Source organism: Clostridium gelidum (genome assembly GCF_019977655.1).
GTDB lineage: Bacteria > Bacillota > Clostridia > Clostridiales > Clostridiaceae > Clostridium > Clostridium gelidum.
In genome coordinates this window covers 206,012-226,341 of sequence record NZ_AP024849.1, presented here as the reverse complement: position 1 = coordinate 226,341, position 20,330 = coordinate 206,012, and the positions used below count along the sequence as shown (strand labels likewise).

36 protein-coding genes are annotated in these 20,330 nt (G+C 32.6%); all 36 read right to left on the bottom strand.

Annotated features, from left to right (window positions below; genetic code table 11):
- Positions 1 to 9: 9 nt before the first annotated feature.
- The 36 genes from psyc5s11_RS01150 to tuf all read right to left on the bottom strand — a co-directional run bounded on the left by psyc5s11_RS01150 (position 10) and on the right by tuf (position 20,211).
- The gene (locus psyc5s11_RS01150) at positions 10 to 816 is read right to left on the bottom strand and encodes an energy-coupling factor transporter transmembrane component T family protein (RefSeq protein WP_224035840.1); all 807 of its coding nucleotides are present in this window, start codon (positions 814 to 816) and stop codon (positions 10 to 12) included.
- A gap of 8 nt (positions 817 to 824) precedes the next feature.
- On the bottom strand, positions 825 to 1,694 hold the full coding sequence (locus tag psyc5s11_RS01145) for an energy-coupling factor transporter ATPase (protein ID WP_224035839.1): 870 nt from the start codon (positions 1,692 to 1,694) through the stop codon (positions 825 to 827).
- Positions 1,679 to 2,530, bottom strand: coding sequence for an energy-coupling factor transporter ATPase (locus psyc5s11_RS01140; RefSeq protein WP_224035838.1), 852 nt, complete (start codon positions 2,528 to 2,530; stop codon positions 1,679 to 1,681). Before psyc5s11_RS01140 ends, psyc5s11_RS01145 begins: the two co-directional genes overlap by 16 nt.
- Before the next feature lie 226 nt (positions 2,531 to 2,756).
- Positions 2,757 to 3,098 carry a 50S ribosomal protein L17 gene (gene rplQ, locus psyc5s11_RS01135; protein ID WP_224035837.1) on the bottom strand — a complete coding sequence of 114 codons (342 nt, stop codon included), beginning with the start codon at positions 3,096 to 3,098 and terminating at the stop codon, positions 2,757 to 2,759.
- A 12-nt stretch (positions 3,099 to 3,110) separates the two neighbouring features.
- Positions 3,111 to 4,058: a DNA-directed RNA polymerase subunit alpha gene (locus tag psyc5s11_RS01130; RefSeq protein WP_224035836.1), complete on the bottom strand. Its 948-nt coding sequence runs from the start codon at positions 4,056 to 4,058 to the stop codon at positions 3,111 to 3,113.
- Between the two features lie 102 nt (positions 4,059 to 4,160).
- Positions 4,161 to 4,781 carry a 30S ribosomal protein S4 gene (rpsD, locus tag psyc5s11_RS01125; RefSeq protein ID WP_224035835.1) on the bottom strand — a complete coding sequence of 207 codons (621 nt, stop codon included), beginning with the start codon at positions 4,779 to 4,781 and terminating at the stop codon, positions 4,161 to 4,163.
- A 28-nt stretch (positions 4,782 to 4,809) separates the two neighbouring features.
- Positions 4,810 to 5,205, bottom strand: a complete 396-nt coding sequence (gene rpsK, locus psyc5s11_RS01120) for a 30S ribosomal protein S11 (protein ID WP_224035834.1) — start codon at positions 5,203 to 5,205, stop codon at positions 4,810 to 4,812.
- Positions 5,206 to 5,220: 15 nt separating this feature from the next.
- Entirely contained in the window at positions 5,221 to 5,589 is a 369-nt protein-coding gene (gene rpsM / locus psyc5s11_RS01115) for a 30S ribosomal protein S13 (protein WP_224035833.1), read from the bottom strand.
- Between the two features lie 213 nt (positions 5,590 to 5,802).
- A complete protein-coding gene (gene rpmJ, locus psyc5s11_RS01110) occupies positions 5,803 to 5,916 on the bottom strand; it encodes a 50S ribosomal protein L36 (RefSeq protein WP_003156543.1) in 114 nt (37 codons plus the stop codon).
- Positions 5,917 to 5,972: 56 nt separating this feature from the next.
- A complete protein-coding gene (infA, locus tag psyc5s11_RS01105) occupies positions 5,973 to 6,191 on the bottom strand; it encodes a translation initiation factor IF-1 (protein ID WP_158338686.1) in 219 nt (72 codons plus the stop codon).
- A gap of 7 nt (positions 6,192 to 6,198) precedes the next feature.
- Positions 6,199 to 6,480 carry a KOW domain-containing RNA-binding protein gene (locus tag psyc5s11_RS01100; RefSeq protein ID WP_224035832.1) on the bottom strand — a complete coding sequence of 94 codons (282 nt, stop codon included), beginning with the start codon at positions 6,478 to 6,480 and terminating at the stop codon, positions 6,199 to 6,201.
- Positions 6,481 to 6,568: 88 nt separating this feature from the next.
- Positions 6,569 to 7,318 carry a type I methionyl aminopeptidase gene (gene map / locus psyc5s11_RS01095; RefSeq protein WP_224035831.1) on the bottom strand — a complete coding sequence of 250 codons (750 nt, stop codon included), beginning with the start codon at positions 7,316 to 7,318 and terminating at the stop codon, positions 6,569 to 6,571.
- A complete protein-coding gene (locus psyc5s11_RS01090; RefSeq protein WP_224038105.1) occupies positions 7,318 to 7,968 on the bottom strand; it encodes an adenylate kinase in 651 nt (216 codons plus the stop codon). Before psyc5s11_RS01090 ends, map begins: the two co-directional genes overlap by 1 nt.
- Before the next feature lie 20 nt (positions 7,969 to 7,988).
- Complete coding sequence (gene secY, locus psyc5s11_RS01085) at positions 7,989 to 9,287, bottom strand: preprotein translocase subunit SecY (protein ID WP_224035830.1); 1,299 nt, start codon at positions 9,285 to 9,287, stop codon at positions 7,989 to 7,991.
- Position 9,288: 1 nt separating this feature from the next.
- Positions 9,289 to 9,729, bottom strand: coding sequence for a 50S ribosomal protein L15 (gene rplO, locus psyc5s11_RS01080; protein WP_224035829.1), 441 nt, complete (start codon positions 9,727 to 9,729; stop codon positions 9,289 to 9,291).
- A gap of 20 nt (positions 9,730 to 9,749) precedes the next feature.
- Positions 9,750 to 9,929: a 50S ribosomal protein L30 gene (gene rpmD / locus psyc5s11_RS01075; RefSeq protein ID WP_224035828.1), complete on the bottom strand. Its 180-nt coding sequence runs from the start codon at positions 9,927 to 9,929 to the stop codon at positions 9,750 to 9,752.
- Positions 9,930 to 9,940: 11 nt separating this feature from the next.
- On the bottom strand, positions 9,941 to 10,438 hold the full coding sequence (rpsE, locus tag psyc5s11_RS01070; protein ID WP_224035827.1) for a 30S ribosomal protein S5: 498 nt from the start codon (positions 10,436 to 10,438) through the stop codon (positions 9,941 to 9,943).
- 19 nt (positions 10,439 to 10,457) lie between these two features.
- Positions 10,458 to 10,817, bottom strand: coding sequence for a 50S ribosomal protein L18 (rplR, locus tag psyc5s11_RS01065; RefSeq protein ID WP_158338672.1), 360 nt, complete (start codon positions 10,815 to 10,817; stop codon positions 10,458 to 10,460).
- A gap of 18 nt (positions 10,818 to 10,835) precedes the next feature.
- The gene (gene rplF, locus psyc5s11_RS01060; RefSeq protein ID WP_224035826.1) at positions 10,836 to 11,378 is read right to left on the bottom strand and encodes a 50S ribosomal protein L6; all 543 of its coding nucleotides are present in this window, start codon (positions 11,376 to 11,378) and stop codon (positions 10,836 to 10,838) included.
- A gap of 72 nt (positions 11,379 to 11,450) precedes the next feature.
- Entirely contained in the window at positions 11,451 to 11,849 is a 399-nt protein-coding gene (gene rpsH / locus psyc5s11_RS01055) for a 30S ribosomal protein S8 (protein WP_158338668.1), read from the bottom strand.
- Positions 11,850 to 11,881: 32 nt separating this feature from the next.
- On the bottom strand, positions 11,882 to 12,067 hold the full coding sequence (locus tag psyc5s11_RS01050) for a type Z 30S ribosomal protein S14 (RefSeq protein WP_158338666.1): 186 nt from the start codon (positions 12,065 to 12,067) through the stop codon (positions 11,882 to 11,884).
- A gap of 13 nt (positions 12,068 to 12,080) precedes the next feature.
- A complete protein-coding gene (gene rplE / locus psyc5s11_RS01045) occupies positions 12,081 to 12,623 on the bottom strand; it encodes a 50S ribosomal protein L5 (protein WP_224035825.1) in 543 nt (180 codons plus the stop codon).
- A 22-nt stretch (positions 12,624 to 12,645) separates the two neighbouring features.
- On the bottom strand, positions 12,646 to 12,960 hold the full coding sequence (gene rplX, locus psyc5s11_RS01040) for a 50S ribosomal protein L24 (RefSeq protein ID WP_158338662.1): 315 nt from the start codon (positions 12,958 to 12,960) through the stop codon (positions 12,646 to 12,648).
- A 15-nt stretch (positions 12,961 to 12,975) separates the two neighbouring features.
- Entirely contained in the window at positions 12,976 to 13,344 is a 369-nt protein-coding gene (gene rplN / locus psyc5s11_RS01035; protein ID WP_158338660.1) for a 50S ribosomal protein L14, read from the bottom strand.
- Between the two features lie 28 nt (positions 13,345 to 13,372).
- Positions 13,373 to 13,627, bottom strand: a complete 255-nt coding sequence (gene rpsQ, locus psyc5s11_RS01030; protein ID WP_224035824.1) for a 30S ribosomal protein S17 — start codon at positions 13,625 to 13,627, stop codon at positions 13,373 to 13,375.
- 23 nt (positions 13,628 to 13,650) lie between these two features.
- Positions 13,651 to 13,863 carry a 50S ribosomal protein L29 gene (gene rpmC / locus psyc5s11_RS01025; protein WP_224035823.1) on the bottom strand — a complete coding sequence of 71 codons (213 nt, stop codon included), beginning with the start codon at positions 13,861 to 13,863 and terminating at the stop codon, positions 13,651 to 13,653.
- Entirely contained in the window at positions 13,863 to 14,297 is a 435-nt protein-coding gene (gene rplP, locus psyc5s11_RS01020) for a 50S ribosomal protein L16 (protein WP_224035822.1), read from the bottom strand. The genes rpmC and rplP overlap by 1 nt, the downstream gene beginning before the upstream one ends.
- Positions 14,298 to 14,314: 17 nt before the next feature.
- On the bottom strand, positions 14,315 to 14,980 hold the full coding sequence (rpsC, locus tag psyc5s11_RS01015) for a 30S ribosomal protein S3 (RefSeq protein WP_224035821.1): 666 nt from the start codon (positions 14,978 to 14,980) through the stop codon (positions 14,315 to 14,317).
- A 23-nt stretch (positions 14,981 to 15,003) separates the two neighbouring features.
- Entirely contained in the window at positions 15,004 to 15,339 is a 336-nt protein-coding gene (gene rplV, locus psyc5s11_RS01010; RefSeq protein ID WP_224035820.1) for a 50S ribosomal protein L22, read from the bottom strand.
- Positions 15,340 to 15,359: 20 nt separating this feature from the next.
- Complete coding sequence (rpsS, locus tag psyc5s11_RS01005; protein WP_224035819.1) at positions 15,360 to 15,635, bottom strand: 30S ribosomal protein S19; 276 nt, start codon at positions 15,633 to 15,635, stop codon at positions 15,360 to 15,362.
- Positions 15,636 to 15,700: 65 nt separating this feature from the next.
- The gene (gene rplB, locus psyc5s11_RS01000) at positions 15,701 to 16,534 is read right to left on the bottom strand and encodes a 50S ribosomal protein L2 (RefSeq protein ID WP_224035818.1); all 834 of its coding nucleotides are present in this window, start codon (positions 16,532 to 16,534) and stop codon (positions 15,701 to 15,703) included.
- A 61-nt stretch (positions 16,535 to 16,595) separates the two neighbouring features.
- The gene (rplW, locus tag psyc5s11_RS00995) at positions 16,596 to 16,892 is read right to left on the bottom strand and encodes a 50S ribosomal protein L23 (RefSeq protein ID WP_224035817.1); all 297 of its coding nucleotides are present in this window, start codon (positions 16,890 to 16,892) and stop codon (positions 16,596 to 16,598) included.
- The gene (rplD, locus tag psyc5s11_RS00990; protein ID WP_224035816.1) at positions 16,892 to 17,512 is read right to left on the bottom strand and encodes a 50S ribosomal protein L4; all 621 of its coding nucleotides are present in this window, start codon (positions 17,510 to 17,512) and stop codon (positions 16,892 to 16,894) included. Before rplD ends, rplW begins: the two co-directional genes overlap by 1 nt.
- Before the next feature lie 25 nt (positions 17,513 to 17,537).
- Entirely contained in the window at positions 17,538 to 18,167 is a 630-nt protein-coding gene (gene rplC, locus psyc5s11_RS00985; protein ID WP_224035815.1) for a 50S ribosomal protein L3, read from the bottom strand.
- A gap of 75 nt (positions 18,168 to 18,242) precedes the next feature.
- A complete protein-coding gene (gene rpsJ, locus psyc5s11_RS00980; protein ID WP_224035814.1) occupies positions 18,243 to 18,551 on the bottom strand; it encodes a 30S ribosomal protein S10 in 309 nt (102 codons plus the stop codon).
- Between the two features lie 466 nt (positions 18,552 to 19,017).
- Positions 19,018 to 20,211 carry an elongation factor Tu gene (gene tuf / locus psyc5s11_RS00975; RefSeq protein WP_224035801.1) on the bottom strand — a complete coding sequence of 398 codons (1,194 nt, stop codon included), beginning with the start codon at positions 20,209 to 20,211 and terminating at the stop codon, positions 19,018 to 19,020.
- Positions 20,212 to 20,330: the final 119 nt, after the last annotated feature.

Below are 20,330 nucleotides of genomic sequence, written 5' to 3'. Positions count from 1 at the left end.
CTCTTACTCTTAACTTAATACAAATCTAACTGCTAGACACCATAAAAATAATAGACCAAATATAGCAAAAGCAATTATATCTTTAGATGAAAACATTAATACTTTCATTCTAGTTCGTCCAGAACCACCTCTATAGCCTCTTGCTTCCATTGCCATAGCTAGTTCATCAGCTCTTCTAAATGAACTGATGAATAACGGTACTAATAGTGGTACTAGGCTCTTGGCTTTCTTTATAATTCCACCCGATTCAAAATCAGCACCCCTAGCCTTTTGAGCTTTCATTATCTTATCAGTTTCATCTATTAATGTAGGAATAAATCTTAACGCTATTGTCATCATCATAGCTAACTCATGAGCTATTTCCTTTCCAATTGGCTTAAGTAACCGCTCAATTCCATCTGTTAATTCAATAGGAGATGTCGTTAATGTTAACAAGGATGTTCCTACTATCAATAAAACTAATCTAATAGCCATAAAAGCTGCAATACTTAATCCTTCTGGATACACTTTTAAAAATCCTATTTTAAAAACTTCAGTACCCTCGGCGCCTGCAACCATAAATATATTTAAAACAGCTGTTAATACTACTAATAAAAAAATTGGCTTTAGTCCATTAAAAATAAATCTAAATGGAACTTTTGATATAAATATTACTGCAAACAAAAATGCAACAATAATTGTATATCCTACAAATTTATTTATAATAAATAAACATGCAATAAAAAGTATAGATATTAAAATTTTGGTTCTAGGATCCAATTTATGAATAAAAGAATCTCCTGGTAAATACTGTCCTATTGTAATATTCTTCAACATAGTTTTGTCTATTCCCCCTTTTCCTTATTTATTTTTAGAATAGATAAAATTTCATTCTTCGCCTCTTCTATTGTAAATATACTGTCCGAAATATCAAAACCTTTTTTCCTTAACTCTCTAACTAAATATGTTACTTGTGGTACACCAAGACCTATTTTCTCTAACATATCTACTTCTTTAAAAACTTCTGCTGGAGTTCCTTGCAATGCGATTTTCCCATCATTCATTACAACAATTCTTTCTGCAATTTTTGCAACATCCTCCATGCTGTGACTAACTATAACTATAGTCATATTATAGTCCTTATGTAACTTACTTATTTGATATAATATGTCATCTCTACCTTTAGGATCTAATCCTGCTGTAGGCTCATCCAATATTAATGTTGTGGGTTTCATAGCTATAACACCTGCTATTGCAACTCTTCTCTTCTGTCCTCCACTTAAATCAAATGGTGATTTGTCCTTATCAGTTTCATAATCTAATCCAACCATCTCCATAGCTTCAATTACCCTATTATGAATTTCTTCTTCAGATAGACCTAAATTCCTAGGTCCAAATTCAATATCTTTAGCTATAGTCTCTTCAAAAATTTGATACTCCGGATACTGAAATACTAAACCAACCTTCTTACGTATGTTAGTTAATTTAGCCTTTTTATCAGTAATATCTACTCCATCAACAATTACTTTTCCACTAGTAGCCTCTAATAATCCATTAAAGTGTTGAATTAAAGTTGATTTTCCTGAACCAGTGTGTCCAATTAAAGCAATAAATTCTCCATCTCTTATATCTAAAGACACATCATCTAATGCAACTTTTTCAAATGGACTTCTAGGCATATATATATGCGTTAAATTTTCTATTTTAATTGACATAACTCATTCACCATCTCATCTACATTTAATATTTTTTCATTTATATCTATTCCTGCCTTTTTTAATTCATAAGCTAATTCAGTAACCTGGGGAACATCTAATCCTATCTTTTTCATACGCTCTACTTGTGGAAATATCTGCCGGGGTGTACCTTCCATTATAATGCTTCCCTCATCCATTACTATAATTCTATCCGCTTGAGCTGCCTCATCCATATAATGTGTTATTAATACAATAGTCATACCGAAATTTTTGTTAAGGTCTTTTATCGTATTTAAAACATCTCTTCTTCCAGATGGATCAAGCATTGCTGTTGGTTCATCAAAAATTATACATTGCGGTTGTATTGCAAGCATTCCTGCTATGGCAATTCTCTGTTTTTGTCCACCTGACAAAAGATGCGGTGCGTGCCTCTTATACTTACTCATTCCTACTTTATCTAAACTCTCATCAACTCTTCGACGTATTTCTGATGGCTCGACCCCTAAGTTTTCAGGCCCAAACGCCACATCTTCTTCAACTATAGTAGCAACTAATTGATTATCGGGATTTTGAAATACCATCCCAGCTTTAGATCTAATATTCCATACATTCTCTGAATCGCTAGTATTAAGTCCATCTACTATCACTGTACCCTTTGTTGGTAATACTAATGCATTCATATGTTTAGCTATTGTTGATTTACCTGAGCCATTATGACCTAGTATAACTAAAAATTCTCCCTTTTTTACATCTAAATTAACATCTTTAACTGCATATTTTTCTTGGATAATTCCTTCTGAGTTTCTTATATATTTAAAATATACATTTGTGCACTTTATCATTTCATCATTCATAGTATACCCCCATAATATTTTATTGTTAATATATTATACAAATGTTTTTTTGCTAATAATATAATTGTGTATACATTATATCATTATATCTGAAAATCTCATTTACTCAATAAACAGTATGCATTTTTATCATAGTTTCAAAAAACTGCTCTATAATATATTAAATTCATCTTTTAATTTTCTATGTTAAAATGGGGATTAAGTCTAAACTTAATCCCCATTAGTATTATACTAATTCAAGTATTACTATCTCAGCTCCGTCCCCTCTTCGAGGACCTTTTTTAATTATTCTTGTGTATCCGCCATTTCTTTCAGCGTACTTTGGAGCTACATTATCAAATAAATTCTTAACAACTAATTCTTCTTGAACATAAGATAATACTTGTCTTCTAGCATGAAGATCTCCTCTTTTTCCAAGAGTAATCATCTTTTCTGCTATTGATCTAGTTTCTTTAGCTCTTGTATCAGTCGTTTCGATCTTACCATGTTTTAATAGACTAGTAACAAGATTTCTTAGCATAGCTCTTCTTTGATCTGTAGGAAGACCTAGTTTACGATAACCTGCCATTGATTTACCTCCTTACTCCTCGTATAGAGTTAGACATAAGCCCAACTCTTTAAGCTTTCTTTCAACTTCTTCTAAAGATTTCTTTCCTAGATTTCTTACCTTCATCATATCATCCATAGATTTTGTGGCAAGTTCTTGAACTGTATTAATTCCGGCTCTTTTTAAACAGTTATATGATCTAACTGATAAATCAAGTTCTTCTACAGTCATTTCTAGGACTTTTTCTTTCTTGTCATCTTCTTTTTCTATCATTATTTCAACATCATTAGTATTATCTGTCAATGACATAAATAACTTAAAATGTTCAATAAGTATCTTTGCTGATAAACTAATAGCTTCATCTATTTTCACAGTACCATTAGTCCAAATTTCTAAAGTTAATTTATCATAATCAGTAATTTGACCAACTCTTGTGTTATCCACAGTAAAATTAACTCTTTTTACTGGTGTATAAATAGAATCAACTGCTATTGATGAAATTGGTAATTCATCACTCTTATTTTTATTTTGAGTAACATATCCTCTTCCCTTATTAACTGTTAATTCCATATAAAGTCTTCCATCGTTGTCTAAAGTTGCAATATGTAAATCCTTATTAACAACTTCAACATCTCCATCAGTCTTTATATCAGCTCCAGTAATTTCACCTGGTCCTTTAGCATCAATATAAATAACCTTTGGACCTTCACCATTCATTCTTAGAGCTAATGATTTTACGTTAAGAATTAATTCAGTAACATCTTCTTTAACTCCTTGAACAGTAGAAAACTCATGAAGCACTCCATCAATTTTGACAGAGGTTGTTGCAGTTCCTGGAAGAGATGATAATAATATTCTTCTTAAAGCATTGCCTAATGTAATACCATATCCTCTTTCAAGTGGTTCAACAACATACTTACCATACGTACCATCTTCATTAGCTTCTATGCATTCTATTATTGGCTTTTCGATTTCTAACATTGACAAACCCTCCTTATTTTATAAATGGCAACCTTATTATGAGGGCAACTGATTCTATATTTGCATATATTGTGATAAATTTCTCTAACAAATATAAATATATTATTTACTGTATAACTCAACAATAAGTGTTTCGTTAACAGGCACATCTATATCTTCTCTTGATGGCTCTGCAACTACTTTTCCTTCATAGTTATCAACATTAGCTTCTAACCACTTTGGTAAAGTTTTTGGATTTTCAATGAAAGTTTTAAACTTTTCACTTGATCTGCTCTTTTCACATACAGTAATAACATCATTAACTGAAACCTTATATGAACAAATGTCAACCTTTTTGCCATTTACTAAGAAATGTCCATGAGTTACTAATTGTCTAGCTTCATTTCTTGATGCACCATAGCCTAATCTATAAACTACGTTATCAAGTCTCATTTCTAATAATCTAAGTAAGTTTTCACCTGTTATTCCTTGAATATGGTCAGCTTTTTCATAATATGCGCTGAATTGGCTTTCTAATATGCCATAAATTCTTTTTGCTTTTTGCTTTTCTCTTAATTGGATACCATAGTTTGATACTTTCTTTTTGCTTGCTCCATGTTGTCCTGGTGCATAGCTTCTTCTAACAAAAGCACACTTATCTGTAAAACATCTATCGCCCTTAAGGAAAAGTTTCATACCTTCTCTTCTACATAATCTACATGTAGCGCCAGTATATCTAGCCATTAAATTACACCTCCTATTACAGTTATCATTAGACTCTTCTTCTCTTTGGTGGTCTACAACCATTATGTGGTATTGGAGTAACATCTTTAATTAAAGTAACTTCTAGTCCTGCTGCTTGTAAGGATCTTATAGCTGCTTCTCTTCCTGAACCAGGTCCTTTAACATAAACCTCTATACTTTTTAAGCCATGTTCCATTGCTACTTTAGCTGCAGCTTCTGCTGCCATTTGAGCTGCAAATGGTGTGCTCTTTCTTGATCCTCTAAAGCCTAGTGCTCCTGCACTTGACCATGATAAAGCATTTCCTACTGCGTCTGTTAAAGTAACTATTGAATTATTAAAAGTTGACTTAATGTGCGCAGCACCATGCTCAACATTTTTTCTTTCTTTTCTTCTTCTAGTCTTTTTAACTTTTTGAGCTGCCATTATCTTCCCTCCTTACTATTTCTTCTTATTTGCCATTGTCTTCTTAGGACCTTTTCTAGTTCTAGCATTAGTCTTAGTCTTTTGTCCTCTTACTGGAAGGCCTCTTCTGTGTCTAATTCCTCTGTATGTTCCTATATCTACTAATCTCTTGATATTCATAGCGACGTCTCTTCTTAAGTCACCTTCAACCATTAAGTTCTTGTTGATATAAGTTCTGATTTCATTAACTTCTTCTTCTGATAAATCTTTAATTCTTGTCTCTGCACTAATTCCAGTTACAGATAAGATTTTTTGTGAAGTTGTTAATCCTATTCCATATATATAAGTTAAACCTATTTCAACTCTTTTTTCTCTTGGTAGGTCAATACCTGATATTCTTGCCATTAAAATTTACACCTCCTGATAATTGAAATGTATAAAATTGATTTTATATTTATAATAAAATTCTGGGTCAATAGATAATCTCTATTGTCAGCCGCCCCAAAATTTATTGTTGATTAATTAAACGACTATATAATCATATTTGACTTTTGCTAAAATGTCAATATTATTTACATTTATTTTAATGTAAATAATATTGTAACCTTGTTCTGATGATTAGCCTTGCTTTTGCTTGTGCTTAGGATTCTCACAGATAACCATGACTTTTCCTTTTCTTCTTATTACTTTGCACTTTTCACAAATAGGCTTAACTGATGGTCTTACTTTCATAGCTAACCCTCCTCATATTACTTTTGTGGTAAATATAAACTTTAGTTATATCTACCTTATTTAGCTCTCCATGTAATTCTACCTCTTGTTAAATCATAAGGAGAAAGTTCTACTGTAACTTTGTCTCCTGGTAAAATTCTTATGAAGTTCATTCTTAATTTACCTGATATATGTGCTAGAATCTTATGTCCACTCTCAAGTTCAACTTGAAACATAGCATTTGGTAAAGACTCTAATACTCTGCCTTCCATTTCTATAACGTCATCTTTTGACATAAGGTAATCAACCCTCCTTAACAATGCCTCTTAACTTTAGGAATCTCTTAATTTTTAAATCCGTACTCTTATCGCATGATTGTATTGATGACAATAATTCATCATCTATATCTTCTAAAATACTTAAGTGTTTAACCTTTTTCTTCTTAGGCATCTTTATTAACTTTGTATTCCCATTAGCTAGTAATACATAATCCTTCTCTATCTGCCTAACAACAACATATAAGTGATTTATATCTCTTCCTGCTTTTGAAAGTACTACTTTTCCAATCAAGTCATTGTTTTGCAAATTTTTCACCTCTATGATTACCTTAGCATAAATCAACACTACCACAATGGTATTATGCAAATTTATAACTAAGCAACACTCTTTTTTTCTACTTAATCAGTGTTAATATTTCAGGTCCATCTGATAAAATTGCAACTGTATTCTCATAATGTGCTGACAAAGAAGAATCTGCTGTTACAACTGTCCATCCATCTTTTAAAGTTTTCACTTTATGAGCACCTATATTAACCATAGGTTCTATTGCTAATACCATGCCCTCAAGTAGTTTTGGACCTCTACCCGATTTACCGAAATTAGGTACATTAGGATCTTCATGAACTTTTCTTCCAATCCCATGACCTACAAAATCTCTTACAACTGAGAAACCTGCTGCTTCTACGTAGCTTTGTATTCCATATGATATATCAGTTAATTTATTTCCTTCTTTGGCAAACTTTATACCTTGAAAAAAACTTTCTTTTGTTATATCAATTAATTTTTGAGCATCTACTGAAATACTTCCAACGCGAAAGGTTCTTGCAGCATCTCCATGAAATCCATCAAAAAGTGCTCCACAGTCAATGCTAACTATATCGCCTTCTCTAAGAACATATGCTCCTGGAAATCCATGTATTACTTGCTCATTAACTGAAATACATAGTGACGAAGGAAAACCATATAAGCCTTTAAATGAAGGTTTTGCTCCATGCTTAGTTATAAATTCTTCTGCCATTCTATCCAACTCTGCAGTTGTCACACCAGGTTTTACCTCTTTTTCAAGCAATAGCAATGTTTCTCCTACTATTCTGCCTGCTTTTTTCATTAGGGTTATTTCATTATGATTCTTTATAATAATCATTAATTGCTTTTCCCCAATATTTCACATATCCCTCTGAAAACTTCAATAATAGCTTTTGTTCCATTTACTTCTGAAAGCAATTGTTTTTCACTATAAAATTCAATTAACGGCTGCGTTTCTCTTTGATATACATCCAATCTTTCCTTTACAGTTTCCACTGTATCGTCTTTTCTTTGTATAACTTCACTTCCACACAAATCACATTTTCCTTCATTACTTGGAGGATTAAATTTAACATGATAACTTGCTCCACATGATGGACATACTCTTCTACCAGTCATTCTCTCTAGGATAAATTCATTAGGTACCTTTATTAATAATGCAGTATCTAATTGTTCTCCTCTTTCTATAAGAAAGTTGTTAAGAGCGTCAGCTTGAATCACAGTTCTAGGAAAACCATCTAATAAATATCCATCATTGCAGTCATCCTTCTGCAGTCTATCTTTAACCATATTAATAGTAACTTCATCAGGAACTAACTGTCCATTATCCATATAACTTTTTGCTTCTATCCCTAAAAGAGTGTTTCCAGAAATATTCTTTCTAAAAATGTCTCCTGTAGAAATATGTGGTATTGAATATTTATTACTGATTGATTTAGCCTGTGTTCCCTTTCCAGCTCCAGGAGGACCTAGTAATACTATCTTCACTGGCTTCATCTCCATTTATTCTATTTAAGAAATCCCTTATAGTGCCTAACTACCATTTGTGATTCTACTTTTCTAGTAAAATCTAATGCAACATTTATAACAATCAATAGCCCGGTTCCTGAAAAAGATATATTTTGAAATTGTGTATAGTTTTGTATTATTGTTGGTGTAATAGCCAAAAATGCTGCTAATATTCCTCCAATAAATGATAGTCTATTAAGAACTCTTTCAAAGTATATTGTGGTTTCTTCTCCTGGTCTTACTCCTGGTACAAAACCAGCTGATTTGTGTAAGTTTTCAGACATTTCATCTGGCTTAAACGTAATCTGAGTATAAAACCAATTAAAAAATACTGTAAGTATTGCATATAACACTATATACATCCAACTTTTTTGATTAAATACACTTGTATTATTAGTCAATATCCATTTTGCCCACTCTTTTTGACTTTCACCAATTCCACCAAACAATGTTGCCATTGTTTTTGGAAATTCCATTACTGACATAGAAAATATGATTGCAAGAACAGCTGAACCAATTATACTTAATGGAATATGTGTTGATTGTGATTTTACCATATTACTATTTCCAGAAGCAAATTTACCCGCATATTGTACAGGTATTCTTCTTTCTGATAAAGAAAAATATAAAATCATTCCAAGCATTAACACAATAAATATTCCAAATAATACAATTTCTACAATACTTGCATTTCCTGCTTCTTTAAGTGTAATCATTGATCCAATGTTTACTGGAACCCTTGAAATTATATTAACAAATATCAAGATAGATGTTCCATTACCGATGCCTTTAACTGTAAGTTGATCACCTAACCACATACAGAATGTTGACCCAACTACTAATGCAAAAATTACAATTGCTTTTTGCATTATTTGCAAATCACGTGTTGCACCACTACTTGAAATTGTTGCAAATATCCCATAAGCTAATACGAAAGATATTGCAAAAGCTACATAACGCGTTGCATTTTGTATCTTCTTTCTTCCATTTTGACCCTCTTTAGAAAGTTGTTCTAACTGAGGAATTGCAACTGTCAATAATTGAACTATGATTGATGCATTAATATATGGCATAACGCCTAATGCTAATATACTAGATCTACTAAAAGCACCTCCAGAAATCATATCATAAAATCCTAATAAACCTCCAGATGAAGCTAGGCTTTTTAAATAATCAGAATTAATTCCAGGAAGAGGAATATGGCTTCCCATCCTGAAAACTGCAACTAGTAATATAGTCCATAAAATCTTTTTTCTAAGTTCAGGAACTTTAAATGCATTTTTTAGAGTCTGAAGCACTTTAAATCACCTCGACTTTTCCCCCAGCTGCTTCAATTTTTTCTATAGCAGACTTAGAGAACTTACATCCTTTAACTGTTAAACTTTTTTCTATTGTTCCATTTCCAAGAATCTTAACTCCGTCTAATACTTTACTTATAACTCTTTTTTCAAGTAAAACTTCTGGAGTAACTTCTGTACCATTCTCAAAAATATTTAATCTGTCAAGATTTATGCTAACAATTTTCTTTGCAAAAATGTTTGTAAAACCTCTCTTTGGAAGTCTTCTATATAAAGGCATTTGACCGCCTTCAAAACCAGGTCTTACGCCACCACCTGATCTTGCATTTTGACCCTTTTCACCTTTACCAGCATTTCTTCCTGTACCAGAACCAGTACCTCTACCAATTCTTTTAGGTGCTTTTTTGCTACCTTCTGCTGGTTTTAATTCGTGAAGTTTCATATTGAGTACACCTCCTTATTTTATACTTCTTCTACTTTTAATAGATACTCAATCTTTTTTATCATACCTTGTACTTGAGGTGTTGCCTCAGGTTCTACTATTTTACCTATTTTCTTAAGTCCAAGAGCATTTGCTGTAGCGATATGGTCTTTCTTTCTACCGATTAAGCTCTTTACTAATGTAATTCTTAATTTAGCCATTGCAATACCTCCTAACCTAATATTTCTTCTACAGATTTGCCTCTTAATTTAGCGATATCTTCTACTGTTCTTAAACTAGCTAATCCGTTTATTGTAGCATTTACCATGTTATTAGGATTGTTTGAGCCTAATGATTTAGCTCTAACATCCTTTAATCCTGCTAATTCAAGTACTGCTCTTGCTGGTCCTCCTGCAAGAACTCCTGTACCTTCTTTAGCTGGCATAATTAGAACATTTGCAGTTCCAAATTTACCGTTAACTCTGTGAGGAATTGTTGTTCCTACCATAGCAACGCTTACTAAGTTTTTCTTAGCATCTTCTATTCCTTTTTTAATTGCTTCTGGGATTTCGATTGACTTACCCATTCCAACACCAACGTGTCCGTTCTCGTCTCCGACAACAACTAGAGCGCTGAATCTGAAGTTTCTACCACCCTTAACAACCTTAGTAACTCTGTTTATAAAAACAACCTTTTCTTTAAGGTCTAGTGTACTAGGATCGATTCTCATTTATTTCCCTCCTCGTATATTAGAATTTCAAGCCTGCTTCTCTAGCTGCTTGTGCTAATTCTTGAACTCTTCCGTGATATATGTATCCACCTCTGTCAAATACCACTACATCAATTCCTTTATCTATAGCTCTTTTGGCAACTACTTCTCCTACAAGTTTAGCACCTTCTTTAGTTCCGCCTTTAGCAGCAAAATCCTTATCTAAACTTGAAGCGGCTACTAGTGTAACACCATTTATATCATCTATAACTTGTGCATATATATTCTTTTCACTCTTAAAAACTGAAAGTCTTGGTCTTTCCGCAGTTCCAAAAACTTTTTTACGAACTCTAAGGTGACGTTTTTCTCTGCTTGCTTTTTTGTCTACCTTTTTGAACATAAAACTCACTCCTTTCTATTATTTCTTACCAGTCTTACCTTCTTTACGTCTAATGACCTCATTATCATATTTAATACCTTTACCCTTATATGGTTCTGGTACTCTCCATTTTCTTATATCTGCTGCTGCAAATCCAACTTTTTCTTTGTCTATTCCACTAACTATTATTTTAGTTGCAGCTGGAGTTTCAAATGTGATTCCGTCAATAGGTTCAATTTCAACTGGATGTGAATATCCAAGGTTCATTACAAGTTTCTTTCCTTGTAATTGAGCTCTATAACCAACACCAACTAAATCTAAAGTCTTTTGATAACCTTCTTTTACTCCAATTACCATATTATTAATTAATGCTCTTGTTAAACCGTGAAGAGCTCTGTATTCTTTTTGTTCACTATGTCTAGTAACAATTACTTCATTGTTTTCAACAGCTATGCTAATATCTTTATGCATAGTTTTAACTAATTCACCTTTTGGTCCTTTAACTGTAACAAGGTTTTCTGGTGTTACAGTAACAGTCACATCAGCAGGAATAGCTATTGGTAATCTACCTACTCTTGACATAATTGCACCTCCTGTATTATTTAAAAATTGTATATCCATCACAATTTTATTTAGTTTAATTTATCTAAAATATTACCAAACGTAACAGATTACTTCTCCACCTAAACTGTTCTTTCTAGCTTCTCTATCTACCATTATTCCGTTTGAAGTTGAAACAACAGCAATACCTAATCCATTAAGAACCTTTGGTACTTCATCTTTCTTACAATAAACTCTTAATCCTGGCTTAGAAATTCTCTTAATACCAGTTATAACTCTTTCTTTGTTAGCTCCATATTTAAGAGATAATCTTAACATTGGAACAACTCCATCGTTATATTCATTTATTTCTTTTATATAACCCTCTTGTAATAATATATTCGCTATTTCCTTCTTTATAGTTGAAGAAGGTACCTCTACCACTTCATGTCTTACAGCATTAGCATTTCTTACACGAGTTAATAAATCTGCTATAGGATCTGTCATAACCATTTAATGTGCCTCCTTTCGTTACATTGTGTATGTTACCAACTTGCTTTTCTACAACCTGGAATTTCGCCCTTATAAGCAAGTTCTCTAAAACAAATACGGCATACTCCATATTTCTTTAATACAGAATGTGGTCTTCCGCATATTCTACATCTTGTATATGCTTGTGTTTTAAATTTAGGAGTTTTGCTCCACTTTTCGATAATAGCTTTACGTGCCAATGTGTTTCCCTCCTTATTTTTGAGCGAATGGCATTCCAAGGAATCTTAATAATTCCCTAGCTTCTTCATCAGTATTTGCTGATGTAACGAAGATTATATCCATTCCTCTTACTTTATCTATTTTATCATATTCGATTTCTGGGAATATTAATTGCTCTTTGATTCCTAATGAATAATTTCCTCTACCATCAAATGCTTTGCTTGAAACTCCTCTGAAATCTCTAACTCTTGGTAATGCAATACTCACTAGCTTATCTGCAAATTCAAACATTTGAGATTTTCTTAGAGTAACCTTACACCCTAATGGCATGTTTTCTCTAATTTTAAAGTTAGCTACAGATTTCTTTGCTCTTGTTAATACAGGCTTTTGACCTGCTATCAAAGTTAAATCATTAACTGCTGATTCTAAGACCTTTTGATTTTCTTTAGCTTCTCCAACTCCCATATTGATTACAATCTTCTCAAGTTTTGGAACTTCCATTATATTTTTATATCCAAACTTTTCAATCATAGCTGGAACTACTTCTTTTTGATATTTTTCTTGAAGTCTTGTCATATTAGTTACCTCCTTTCAAATTCTAGAATGTTTCTCCGCATTTTTTACATACTCTAACCTTAGTACCATCATCTAAGATTTTGTTACTAATTCTAGTTGCATTCTTACATTTGTTACAATATAACATAACTTTTGAGCTGTTGATTGCTGCTTCTTTTTCAATAATAGCGCTTTCAACTTGACTCTTATTTGCTTTTTGATGTTTCTTTACTATGTGAATTCCTTGAACAAGAATCTTTCCTGTCTTTGGATATGCTTTTAACACTTCACCAGTCTTGCCTTTATCTTTACCAGATATAACAATAACTGTATCATTCTTTTTTACATGTATCTTCAAGTTAGCCACCTCCTCTTATAGAACTTCTGGTGCTAATGATAAAATTTTGTTAAATTCTTTATCTCTTAGCTCCCTAGCAACAGGTCCAAAGATACGAGTTCCTTTTGGTTGTTTATCATCTTTGATTATAACTGCTGCATTTTCATCAAATTTAATATATGAACCATCGGCTCTTCTTACACCTTTTACTGATCTAACTACAACTGCCTTTACAACTTCACCTTTTTTAACAACTCCACCTGGTGTTGCACTTTTAACGCTCGCTACTATAACGTCACCGATATTACCAAATTTTCTTTTAGATCCGCCTAAGACTCTTATACACATAATTTCTTTTGCACCTGAATTATCTGCAACTTTTAATTTGGTTTGTTGTTGTATCATTAAAATACCCTCCTTTCAGTTTTAAAGCCTATTTAGCTTTTTCAACTATTTCAACAAGTCTCCATCTCTTATCTTTAGATAAAGGTCTAGTTTCCATTATTGATACTTTATCATTAATTTTAGCTTCATTATTTTCGTCATGTACTTTAAACTTCGTAGTCTTATTTACTGTTTTTCCGTATAGCGGATGTCTAACCTTAGTTTCAACTGCAACTACAATGGTCTTTTCCATTTTATCAGAAACAACCCTACCAATTCTTTTCTTTCTTAATGATCTTTCCATTAGGGCTTACCTCCTTCCAACTTTTATTGTTCCAATGCTTTCAATTCTTCTTCTCTTAAGATGGTTTTTATTTGGGCTATAGACTTCTTAACTTCTTTTATTCTCATTGGATTTTCTAATTGCCCTGTAGCTAATTGAAATCTTAAGTTAAATAATTCAGCTTTAAGATCGCCTAATTTAACTGTTAAATCTTGAGGATTGCTTAATTTCAATTCTTTTAATTCTCTAGCCTTCATTATTCTTCACCACCCATTTCCTCAAAATCTCTTTTTGAAACAAATTTTGTTTTTACAGGAAGTTTATGCGAAGCAAGTCTCATTGCTTCTCTTGCAGTTTCTTCTGGTACTCCTGATAGTTCAAATAACACTCTACCTGGCTTAACTACTGCAACCCAATATTCTGGTGATCCTTTACCTGAACCCATTCTTGTTTCAGCTGGTTTTTCTGTAACTGGTTTATCTGGGAAAATCTTTATCCAAAGTTTTCCACCTCTTTTAATGTATCTATTGATAGCAATTCTGGCAGCTTCAATTTGGTTACTTGTAATCCAACAACAACTTAATGCTTGAATTCCATAATCTCCATAAGCTAAGAAATTACCTCTTGTTGCTTTACCTTTCATTCTACCACGTTGCACCTTACGATGTTTTACCCTTTTAGGCATTAACATGATCTATTCCTCCTTTCCTATGCGTTAGCCTCTTCCTTTTCTACTTTCTTAGTTGGAAGAACTTCTCCATTATAAACCCAAACCTTAACTCCAATTTTCCCATATGTTGTATCTGCTTCTGCAAATCCATAATCAATATCAGCTCTTAATGTTTGTAGTGGAATTGTTCCTTCATGATAATGTTCAGTTCTTGCTATTTCAGCTCCACCTAATCTACCAGCGCATGCAGTTTTCACACCTTTTATTCCATGTTTCATAGCTCTTTGCATTGTTTGCTTCATAGCTCTTCTGAATGAAATTCTCTTTTCTAATTGCGCAGCAATGTTTTCTGCCATCAATTGAGCATCGGCTTCTGCACTTTTAACTTCAACTATGTTAATCAAAACATTTTTTCCGTTAACGAATTGAAGTAACTTATTTTTTAAACTTTCAATTCCTGATCCACCTTTACCAATAACTACACCTGGCTTTGCTGTGTATATGTTTAATTTAACTCTTTTAGCAGCTCTTTCAATTTCTATTTTAGAAATACCAGCTGAAAAAAGTTCTTTCTTAACAAATTTTCTAATTTGATTATCTTCTATAAGATTATCTGCAAAATTCTTTTTATTGGCATACCATTTTGCATTCCATCCCTTGATAATACCTACTCTAAGGCCATGAGGATTTACTTTTTGACCCACTTGCTTTTCCCTCCTTTTATAAACTAAGCTCTTTCTTTAACAATTACTGTTATATTGCTTGTTTTCTTTAAAATTTTAAATGCTCTACCTTGAGCATGAGGTTGAAATCTCTTTAATGTTGATCCTGAACCAACGAAACATTCTGAAACATATAAGTTATCAGCGTTTAATTCCAAATTATTTTCTGCATTGGCAACAGCTGATTTTAAAACTTTATTAATTACTACTGCTGCTTCTCTTGGAGTATATTGTAAAATAGCAAAAGCTTCCTTAACTTGTTTTCCTCTTATTAAACCAAGAATTACTCCTACTTTTGTTGGAGACATTCTAACATATTTTGCTATAGCTCTAGCTTCCATTTATGATCCTCCTTTCCAGGCTATCTTTTTGATGTTTTATCTGCGATATGGCCTTTAAAAGTTCTAGTCAATACAAATTCACCTAACTTATGACCAACCATGTCTTCTGATATAAATACTGGTACATGCTTTCTTCCATCATGTACAGCAATTGTATGACCTATAAATTGTGGGAAAATTGTTGAACTTCTTGACCAAGTTTTAACAACTTTTTTATCTTCATTACCATTCATTTCTTCTATCTTCTTGAAAAGTCCCTCATGAACAAAAGGTGCTTTCTTTGTTGATCTACTCACTAATATGCCTCCCTTCATAAATGCTAAGTTCTAAGTTGCGAAGAGAAATTACGGTTCTCCTCAAACTACTTAGATCTTCTATCTTTGATGATAAATTTATCTGAATATTTCTTGTTCTTTCTAGTTTTGTATCCAAGTGCTGGTTTACCCCATGGAGTAACTGGACTTGGTCTACCAACTGGAGATTTACCTTCACCACCACCATGAGGGTGATCATTAGGATTCATTACAGAACCTCTAACTGTTGGTCTCCATCCCATATGTCTTTTTCTACCTGCTTTACCGATATTAACAATACCATTAGTTGCATTAGAAAGTGTTCCAATTGTAGCTCTACATTCGATTCTTACATATCTCATTTCACCTGATGGTAATCTAAGAGTTGCATAATCTCCTTCTTTAGCCATTAATTGTGCTGAGTTACCAGCAGCTCTAACTAATTGGCCACCTTTTCCTCTTTGTAATTCGATGTTATGAATAACTGTACCAACTGGTATGTTCTTTAATGGAAGAGCATTACCTGGTTTAATATCAGCATTAACACCTGATTCTATAATATCTCCAACTTGTAATCCTGCTGGTGCAAGAATATATCTTTTTTCTCCATCTGTATATACAACAAGTGCGATATACGCTGTTCTGTTTGGATCATATTCTATAGTTGCAACCTTTGCTGGAACTTCATCTTTGTTTCTTTTAAAATCTATTATTCTGTATTTTCTCTTAACAGTACCACCACGATGTCTAACAGTGATTTTACCTTGATTATTTCTACCCGCTTTAACTTTTAACGGAGCAAGAAGTGACTTTTCTGGTTCTTGTGAAGTTATTTCTTCAAAAGTTGGCATAGTCATTTGTCTTCTTGATGGTGTAATCGGGTTAAACTTTTTAACTGCCATTTAAAATTTCCTCCTTTTTCAAGCTTCTCTGGTGCTTATCACCAATAATTGCTTTAATCTACTATTGCATTCCGTCAAAGAATTCAATTCCAGTGCTTTCTTCAGTTAATTTAACAATAGCCTTTTTGTAGTCTGGTCTTTTACCTACATGTACGCCTTGTCTTTTCATTTTTCCTAAACCGTTTATAGTATTAACATCTTCAACTTTAACATTGAAAACTTCTTCTACAGCTCTCTTTATTTGAGATTTATTAGCATCAACATGAACTATAAAAGTGTACTTTTTTTCGGCCATAGATGACATACTTTTTTCAGTTATAACTGGCTTTCTTATTATATCATGGCTTGTTAATTTCATTATGCGTACACCTCCTCAATTTTTGATACAGCCTCTTTAGTTATGATTAATTTTTCATACTTTAACAAATCATATACATTGATGTTGTTTGCTGGAATAATACTTATTCCTTGAATGTTTCTTGCTGATTTATAAACAACTTCATTTGATTCTGCAGTTATGATTAATGCTTTATTAGCTTCTAAAGCTTTTAACATTTCTACTATATTTTTGGTTTTTGGTGCTTCAAAATTTAATGTATCAAGAATAATCATTTGATTTTCTTGAACCTTGCTAGTTAAAGCAGATTTCATAGCAACTTTTCTCATACTCTTTGGAACTGAAGTTCTGTAATCTCTAGGCTTTGGTGCGAATACAATACCACCCTTGATCCATTGTGGCGCTCTGATAGATCCTTGTCTTGCTCTTCCAGTACCCTTTTGTCTCCAAGGCTTAGCTCCGCCTCCTCTAACTTCAGATCTAGTTTTAGTTGATTGAGTTCCTTGTCTCTTGTTAGCTAATAATGCTACTACTACTTGATGTAATGCATATTCATTAACTTCTACTGCAAATACGCTTTCGCTTAGTTCCATGTCTGAAACTTTATTTCCTTCTTTATTAAATACTCCTACTGTAGGCATTCTATTTCCTCCTTTCTTAAAGAAATTAAGATCTTGCTGAATCTTTAATTACTACTCTACCCTTATTAGGTCCTGGGATTCCACCCTTAATTAGTATTAAATTCTTTTCAGCTATTACTTTAACAATTTCTAAATTAATTACTGTTGTATTAACAGATCCCATATGTCCTGGCATTCTCTTATTCTTGAATACTTTAGATGGACTTGATGAAGCTCCCATTGAACCTGGTGCTCTTTTAAACTTAGAACCATGAGTCATATCTCCTGTGCGTTGATTCCATCTCTTTATACATCCTTGGAATCCCTTACCTTTAGAAACACCCGCTACATCAACCTTGTCTCCTACTTCAAATACATCAGCCTTTATTTCTTGACCAACTTCATATTGACTTATATCGTCAAGTCTAAATTCTTTAAGAGTTCTTCTCAAAGTAGTCCCTGCCTTAGCAAATTGACCTTTTCTTGGCTTATTAACTAACTTTTCTCTTATTTCTTCAAAACCAACTTGTATTGCTTCATAACCATCATTATCTGATGTTTTCTTTTGAACAACAACACATGGGCCAGCTTCTACTACTGTTACAGGAACTACTTTACCATTTTCATCGAAAATTTGTGTCATCCCTATTTTCTTTCCTATTATAGCTTTTTTCATGTATTTACACCTCCCAAACTAATTAGCGGATTGTTAACAATCATAACTAGCCGTTTTTCTATTTTATTTCCAGTATTATAGTTTGATTTCTATATCAACACCAGCTGGAAGATTTAATCTCATTAATGCATCAACAGTTTTAGGTGATGGATTAACAATATCGATTAACCTCTTATGAGTTCTTATCTCAAATTGTTCTCTTGAATCTTTGTACTTATGAACTGCTCTTAATACTGTAACAACATCTTTTTCAGTAGGTAGTGGCACTGGTCCTACAACCTTAGCTCCTGTTGTTTTTGCAGTTTCAACAATTTTTTCAGCTGATTGATCTAATATTTGATGATCAAAAGCCTTTAATCTAATTCTTATTTTTTGCTTTGACATTTCATTTCCCTCCTTCTTTATGTACGTTTTACTTCTAACGCACAACAGCGGTTATTCTGTAAACTGTTCCAGGTGTTTCGTATCTTTGCAACAGTCTACCTAATCCCTGTCGTCGGATTCTAGATCCAAACTTACTCATCAAGAATTACCCGGAAGTCCGGCAACCTCTTGATTCATCGCTGTATGCTATGCAACTTCTATATTATACTATTGTTGTATTGCCTTTTCAAGCTTTTTTTTACATTCTTTTAACTTTTTTTCATCTTTTATTTGTCTATATATTATTCTTTTATTATTTTAATTGTATTTTAACAAAAATTCAATACATTTTTTTGTTTTTAAAATTATTTTTAAGTAACTTACATCGTCTTCTTAATAAAATGTAATTTAATATTAAAAATTGATTTATTACAAAATAAGAGCAAGAAATTTAATTTCTTGCTCTTATATATTCAAATCTACTTTTTTATTTTTGTATGCTAGTAACAACTCCAGAACCTACTGTTCTTCCACCTTCTCTAATAGCGAATCTTAATCCTTCATCCATTGCGATTGGTGTGATTAATTCTACTTTCATATCAATGTGGTCTCCTGGCATTACCATTTCCATTCCATCTGGTAATTTTATTGATCCTGTAACATCTGTTGTTCTGAAATAAAATTGTGGTCTATATCCATCAAAGAATGGTGTATGTCTTCCGCCTTCTTCTTTCTTTAATACATATACTTGACCTACAAAGTTAGTATGTGGATGTACTGAATTTGCTTTTGCCAATACTTGACCTCTTTGGATATCAGCTCTTTGTACTCCTCTTAATAATGCTCCGATATTATCTCCTGCTTGCGCATCATCTAATAACTTTCTGAACATTTCAATTCCAGTTACTACAACTTTCTTCTTTTCTTCACTTAATCCTACGATTTCTACTTCGTCTCCTACGTGAAGTACTCCAGCTTCAACTCTTCCTGTTGCAACTGTTCCTCTACCAGTGATTGTAAATACATCTTCTATTGGCATTAAGAATGGCTTATCTGTAGCTCTTTCTGGTGTTGGTATATAACTATCTACAGCGTCCATCAATTCATTTATACACTTAATTGATTCTGGATCTTCTGGGTTTTCTAATGCTTTTAATGCTGATCCTGTTACTACTGGAATATCATCTCCTGGGAAGTCATATTCACTTAATAATTCTCTAACTTCCATTTCAACTAATTCTAATAATTCTGGATCATCTACCATATCAGCTTTGTTTAAGAATACTACCATATATTCTATTCCAACTCTTGATCCTAATAGTATATGTTCTCTTGTTTGTGGCATTGGACCATCTGCTGCTGATACAACTAATATAGCTCCATCCATTTGTGCTGCTCCTGTAATCATGTTCTTAACATAATCGGCATGTCCTGGACAGTCAACGTGAGCATAATGTCTGTTTTCTGTTTCATACTCAACATGTGATGTATTAATTGTAATTCCTCTTTCTTTTTCTTCTGGTGCTTTGTCTATTGCTGCATAATCAAAGGCTTGTGCAAAACCCTTCTTTGATAATACTGTTGTTATTGCTGCTGTTAATGTTGTCTTACCATGGTCTACGTGACCTATTGTTCCAATATTAACATGTGGCTTGGTTCTTTCATACTTTGCTTTTGCCATTATAATTTTCCTCCCTTATAGACATTAATTAAAAGAATGTTTTCGTAAATATTATAACTTATAGCTATTTTAATATCTACATTTATCATTCAAGTTTTTACTGTTTATATAATAATTAC

Excerpts from the sequence above, each read along its gene's own strand:
- psyc5s11_RS01150 (WP_224035840.1), bottom strand. The coding sequence starts at position 816 with ATGTTGAAGAATATTACAATAGGACAGTATTTACCAGGAGATTCTTTT.
- psyc5s11_RS01145 (WP_224035839.1), bottom strand. The coding sequence starts at position 1,694 with ATGTCAATTAAAATAGAAAATTTAACGCATATATATATGCCTAGAAGT.
- psyc5s11_RS01140 (WP_224035838.1), bottom strand. The coding sequence starts at position 2,530 with ATGAATGATGAAATGATAAAGTGCACAAATGTATATTTTAAATATATA.
- rplQ (WP_224035837.1), bottom strand. The coding sequence starts at position 3,098 with ATGGCAGGTTATCGTAAACTAGGTCTTCCTACAGATCAAAGAAGAGCT.
- psyc5s11_RS01130 (WP_224035836.1), bottom strand. The coding sequence starts at position 4,058 with ATGTTAGAAATCGAAAAGCCAATAATAGAATGCATAGAAGCTAATGAA.
- rpsD (WP_224035835.1), bottom strand. The coding sequence starts at position 4,781 with ATGGCTAGATATACTGGCGCTACATGTAGATTATGTAGAAGAGAAGGT.
- rpsK (WP_224035834.1), bottom strand. The coding sequence starts at position 5,205 with ATGGCAGCTCAAAAAGTTAAAAAGACTAGAAGAAGAAAAGAAAGAAAA.
- rpsM (WP_224035833.1), bottom strand. The coding sequence starts at position 5,589 with ATGGCAAGAATATCAGGTATTGACCTACCAAGAGAAAAAAGAGTTGAA.
- rpmJ (WP_003156543.1), bottom strand. The coding sequence starts at position 5,916 with ATGAAAGTAAGACCATCAGTTAAGCCTATTTGTGAAAAGTGCAAAGTA.
- infA (WP_158338686.1), bottom strand. The coding sequence starts at position 6,191 with ATGTCAAAAGATGACGTTATAGAAATGGAAGGCAGAGTATTAGAGTCT.
- map (WP_224035831.1), bottom strand. The coding sequence starts at position 7,318 with ATGATTATTATAAAGAATCATAATGAAATAACCCTAATGAAAAAAGCA.
- rplO (WP_224035829.1), bottom strand. The coding sequence starts at position 9,729 with ATGAAACTTCACGAATTAAAACCAGCAGAAGGTAGCAAAAAAGCACCT.
- rpmD (WP_224035828.1), bottom strand. The coding sequence starts at position 9,929 with ATGGCTAAATTAAGAATTACATTAGTAAAGAGCTTAATCGGTAGAAAG.
- rpsE (WP_224035827.1), bottom strand. The coding sequence starts at position 10,438 with ATGAGAATCGATCCTAGTACACTAGACCTTAAAGAAAAGGTTGTTTTT.
- rplR (WP_158338672.1), bottom strand. The coding sequence starts at position 10,817 with ATGTTCAAAAAGGTAGACAAAAAAGCAAGCAGAGAAAAACGTCACCTT.
- rplF (WP_224035826.1), bottom strand. The coding sequence starts at position 11,378 with ATGTCAAGAGTAGGTAGATTACCAATAGCTATTCCTGCTGATGTGACT.
- rpsH (WP_158338668.1), bottom strand. The coding sequence starts at position 11,849 with ATGGTTATGACAGATCCTATAGCAGATTTATTAACTCGTGTAAGAAAT.
- rplE (WP_224035825.1), bottom strand. The coding sequence starts at position 12,623 with ATGACAAGACTTCAAGAAAAATATCAAAAAGAAGTAGTTCCAGCTATG.
- rplN (WP_158338660.1), bottom strand. The coding sequence starts at position 13,344 with ATGATACAACAACAAACCAAATTAAAAGTTGCAGATAATTCAGGTGCA.
- rpsQ (WP_224035824.1), bottom strand. The coding sequence starts at position 13,627 with ATGGAAAGATCATTAAGAAAGAAAAGAATTGGTAGGGTTGTTTCTGAT.
- rpmC (WP_224035823.1), bottom strand. The coding sequence starts at position 13,863 with ATGAAGGCTAGAGAATTAAAAGAATTGAAATTAAGCAATCCTCAAGAT.
- rplP (WP_224035822.1), bottom strand. The coding sequence starts at position 14,297 with ATGTTAATGCCTAAAAGGGTAAAACATCGTAAGGTGCAACGTGGTAGA.
- rplV (WP_224035820.1), bottom strand. The coding sequence starts at position 15,339 with ATGGAAGCTAGAGCTATAGCAAAATATGTTAGAATGTCTCCAACAAAA.
- rplB (WP_224035818.1), bottom strand. The coding sequence starts at position 16,534 with ATGGCAGTTAAAAAGTTTAACCCGATTACACCATCAAGAAGACAAATG.
- rplW (WP_224035817.1), bottom strand. The coding sequence starts at position 16,892 with ATGAAATTAACAAGCCATGATATAATAAGAAAGCCAGTTATAACTGAA.
- rplD (WP_224035816.1), bottom strand. The coding sequence starts at position 17,512 with ATGCCTACAGTAGGAGTATTTAATAAAGAAGGAAATAAAGTTTCAGAC.
- rplC (WP_224035815.1), bottom strand. The coding sequence starts at position 18,167 with ATGAAAAAAGCTATAATAGGAAAGAAAATAGGGATGACACAAATTTTC.
- rpsJ (WP_224035814.1), bottom strand. The coding sequence starts at position 18,551 with ATGTCAAAGCAAAAAATAAGAATTAGATTAAAGGCTTTTGATCATCAA.
- tuf (WP_224035801.1), bottom strand. The coding sequence starts at position 20,211 with ATGGCAAAAGCAAAGTATGAAAGAACCAAGCCACATGTTAATATTGGA.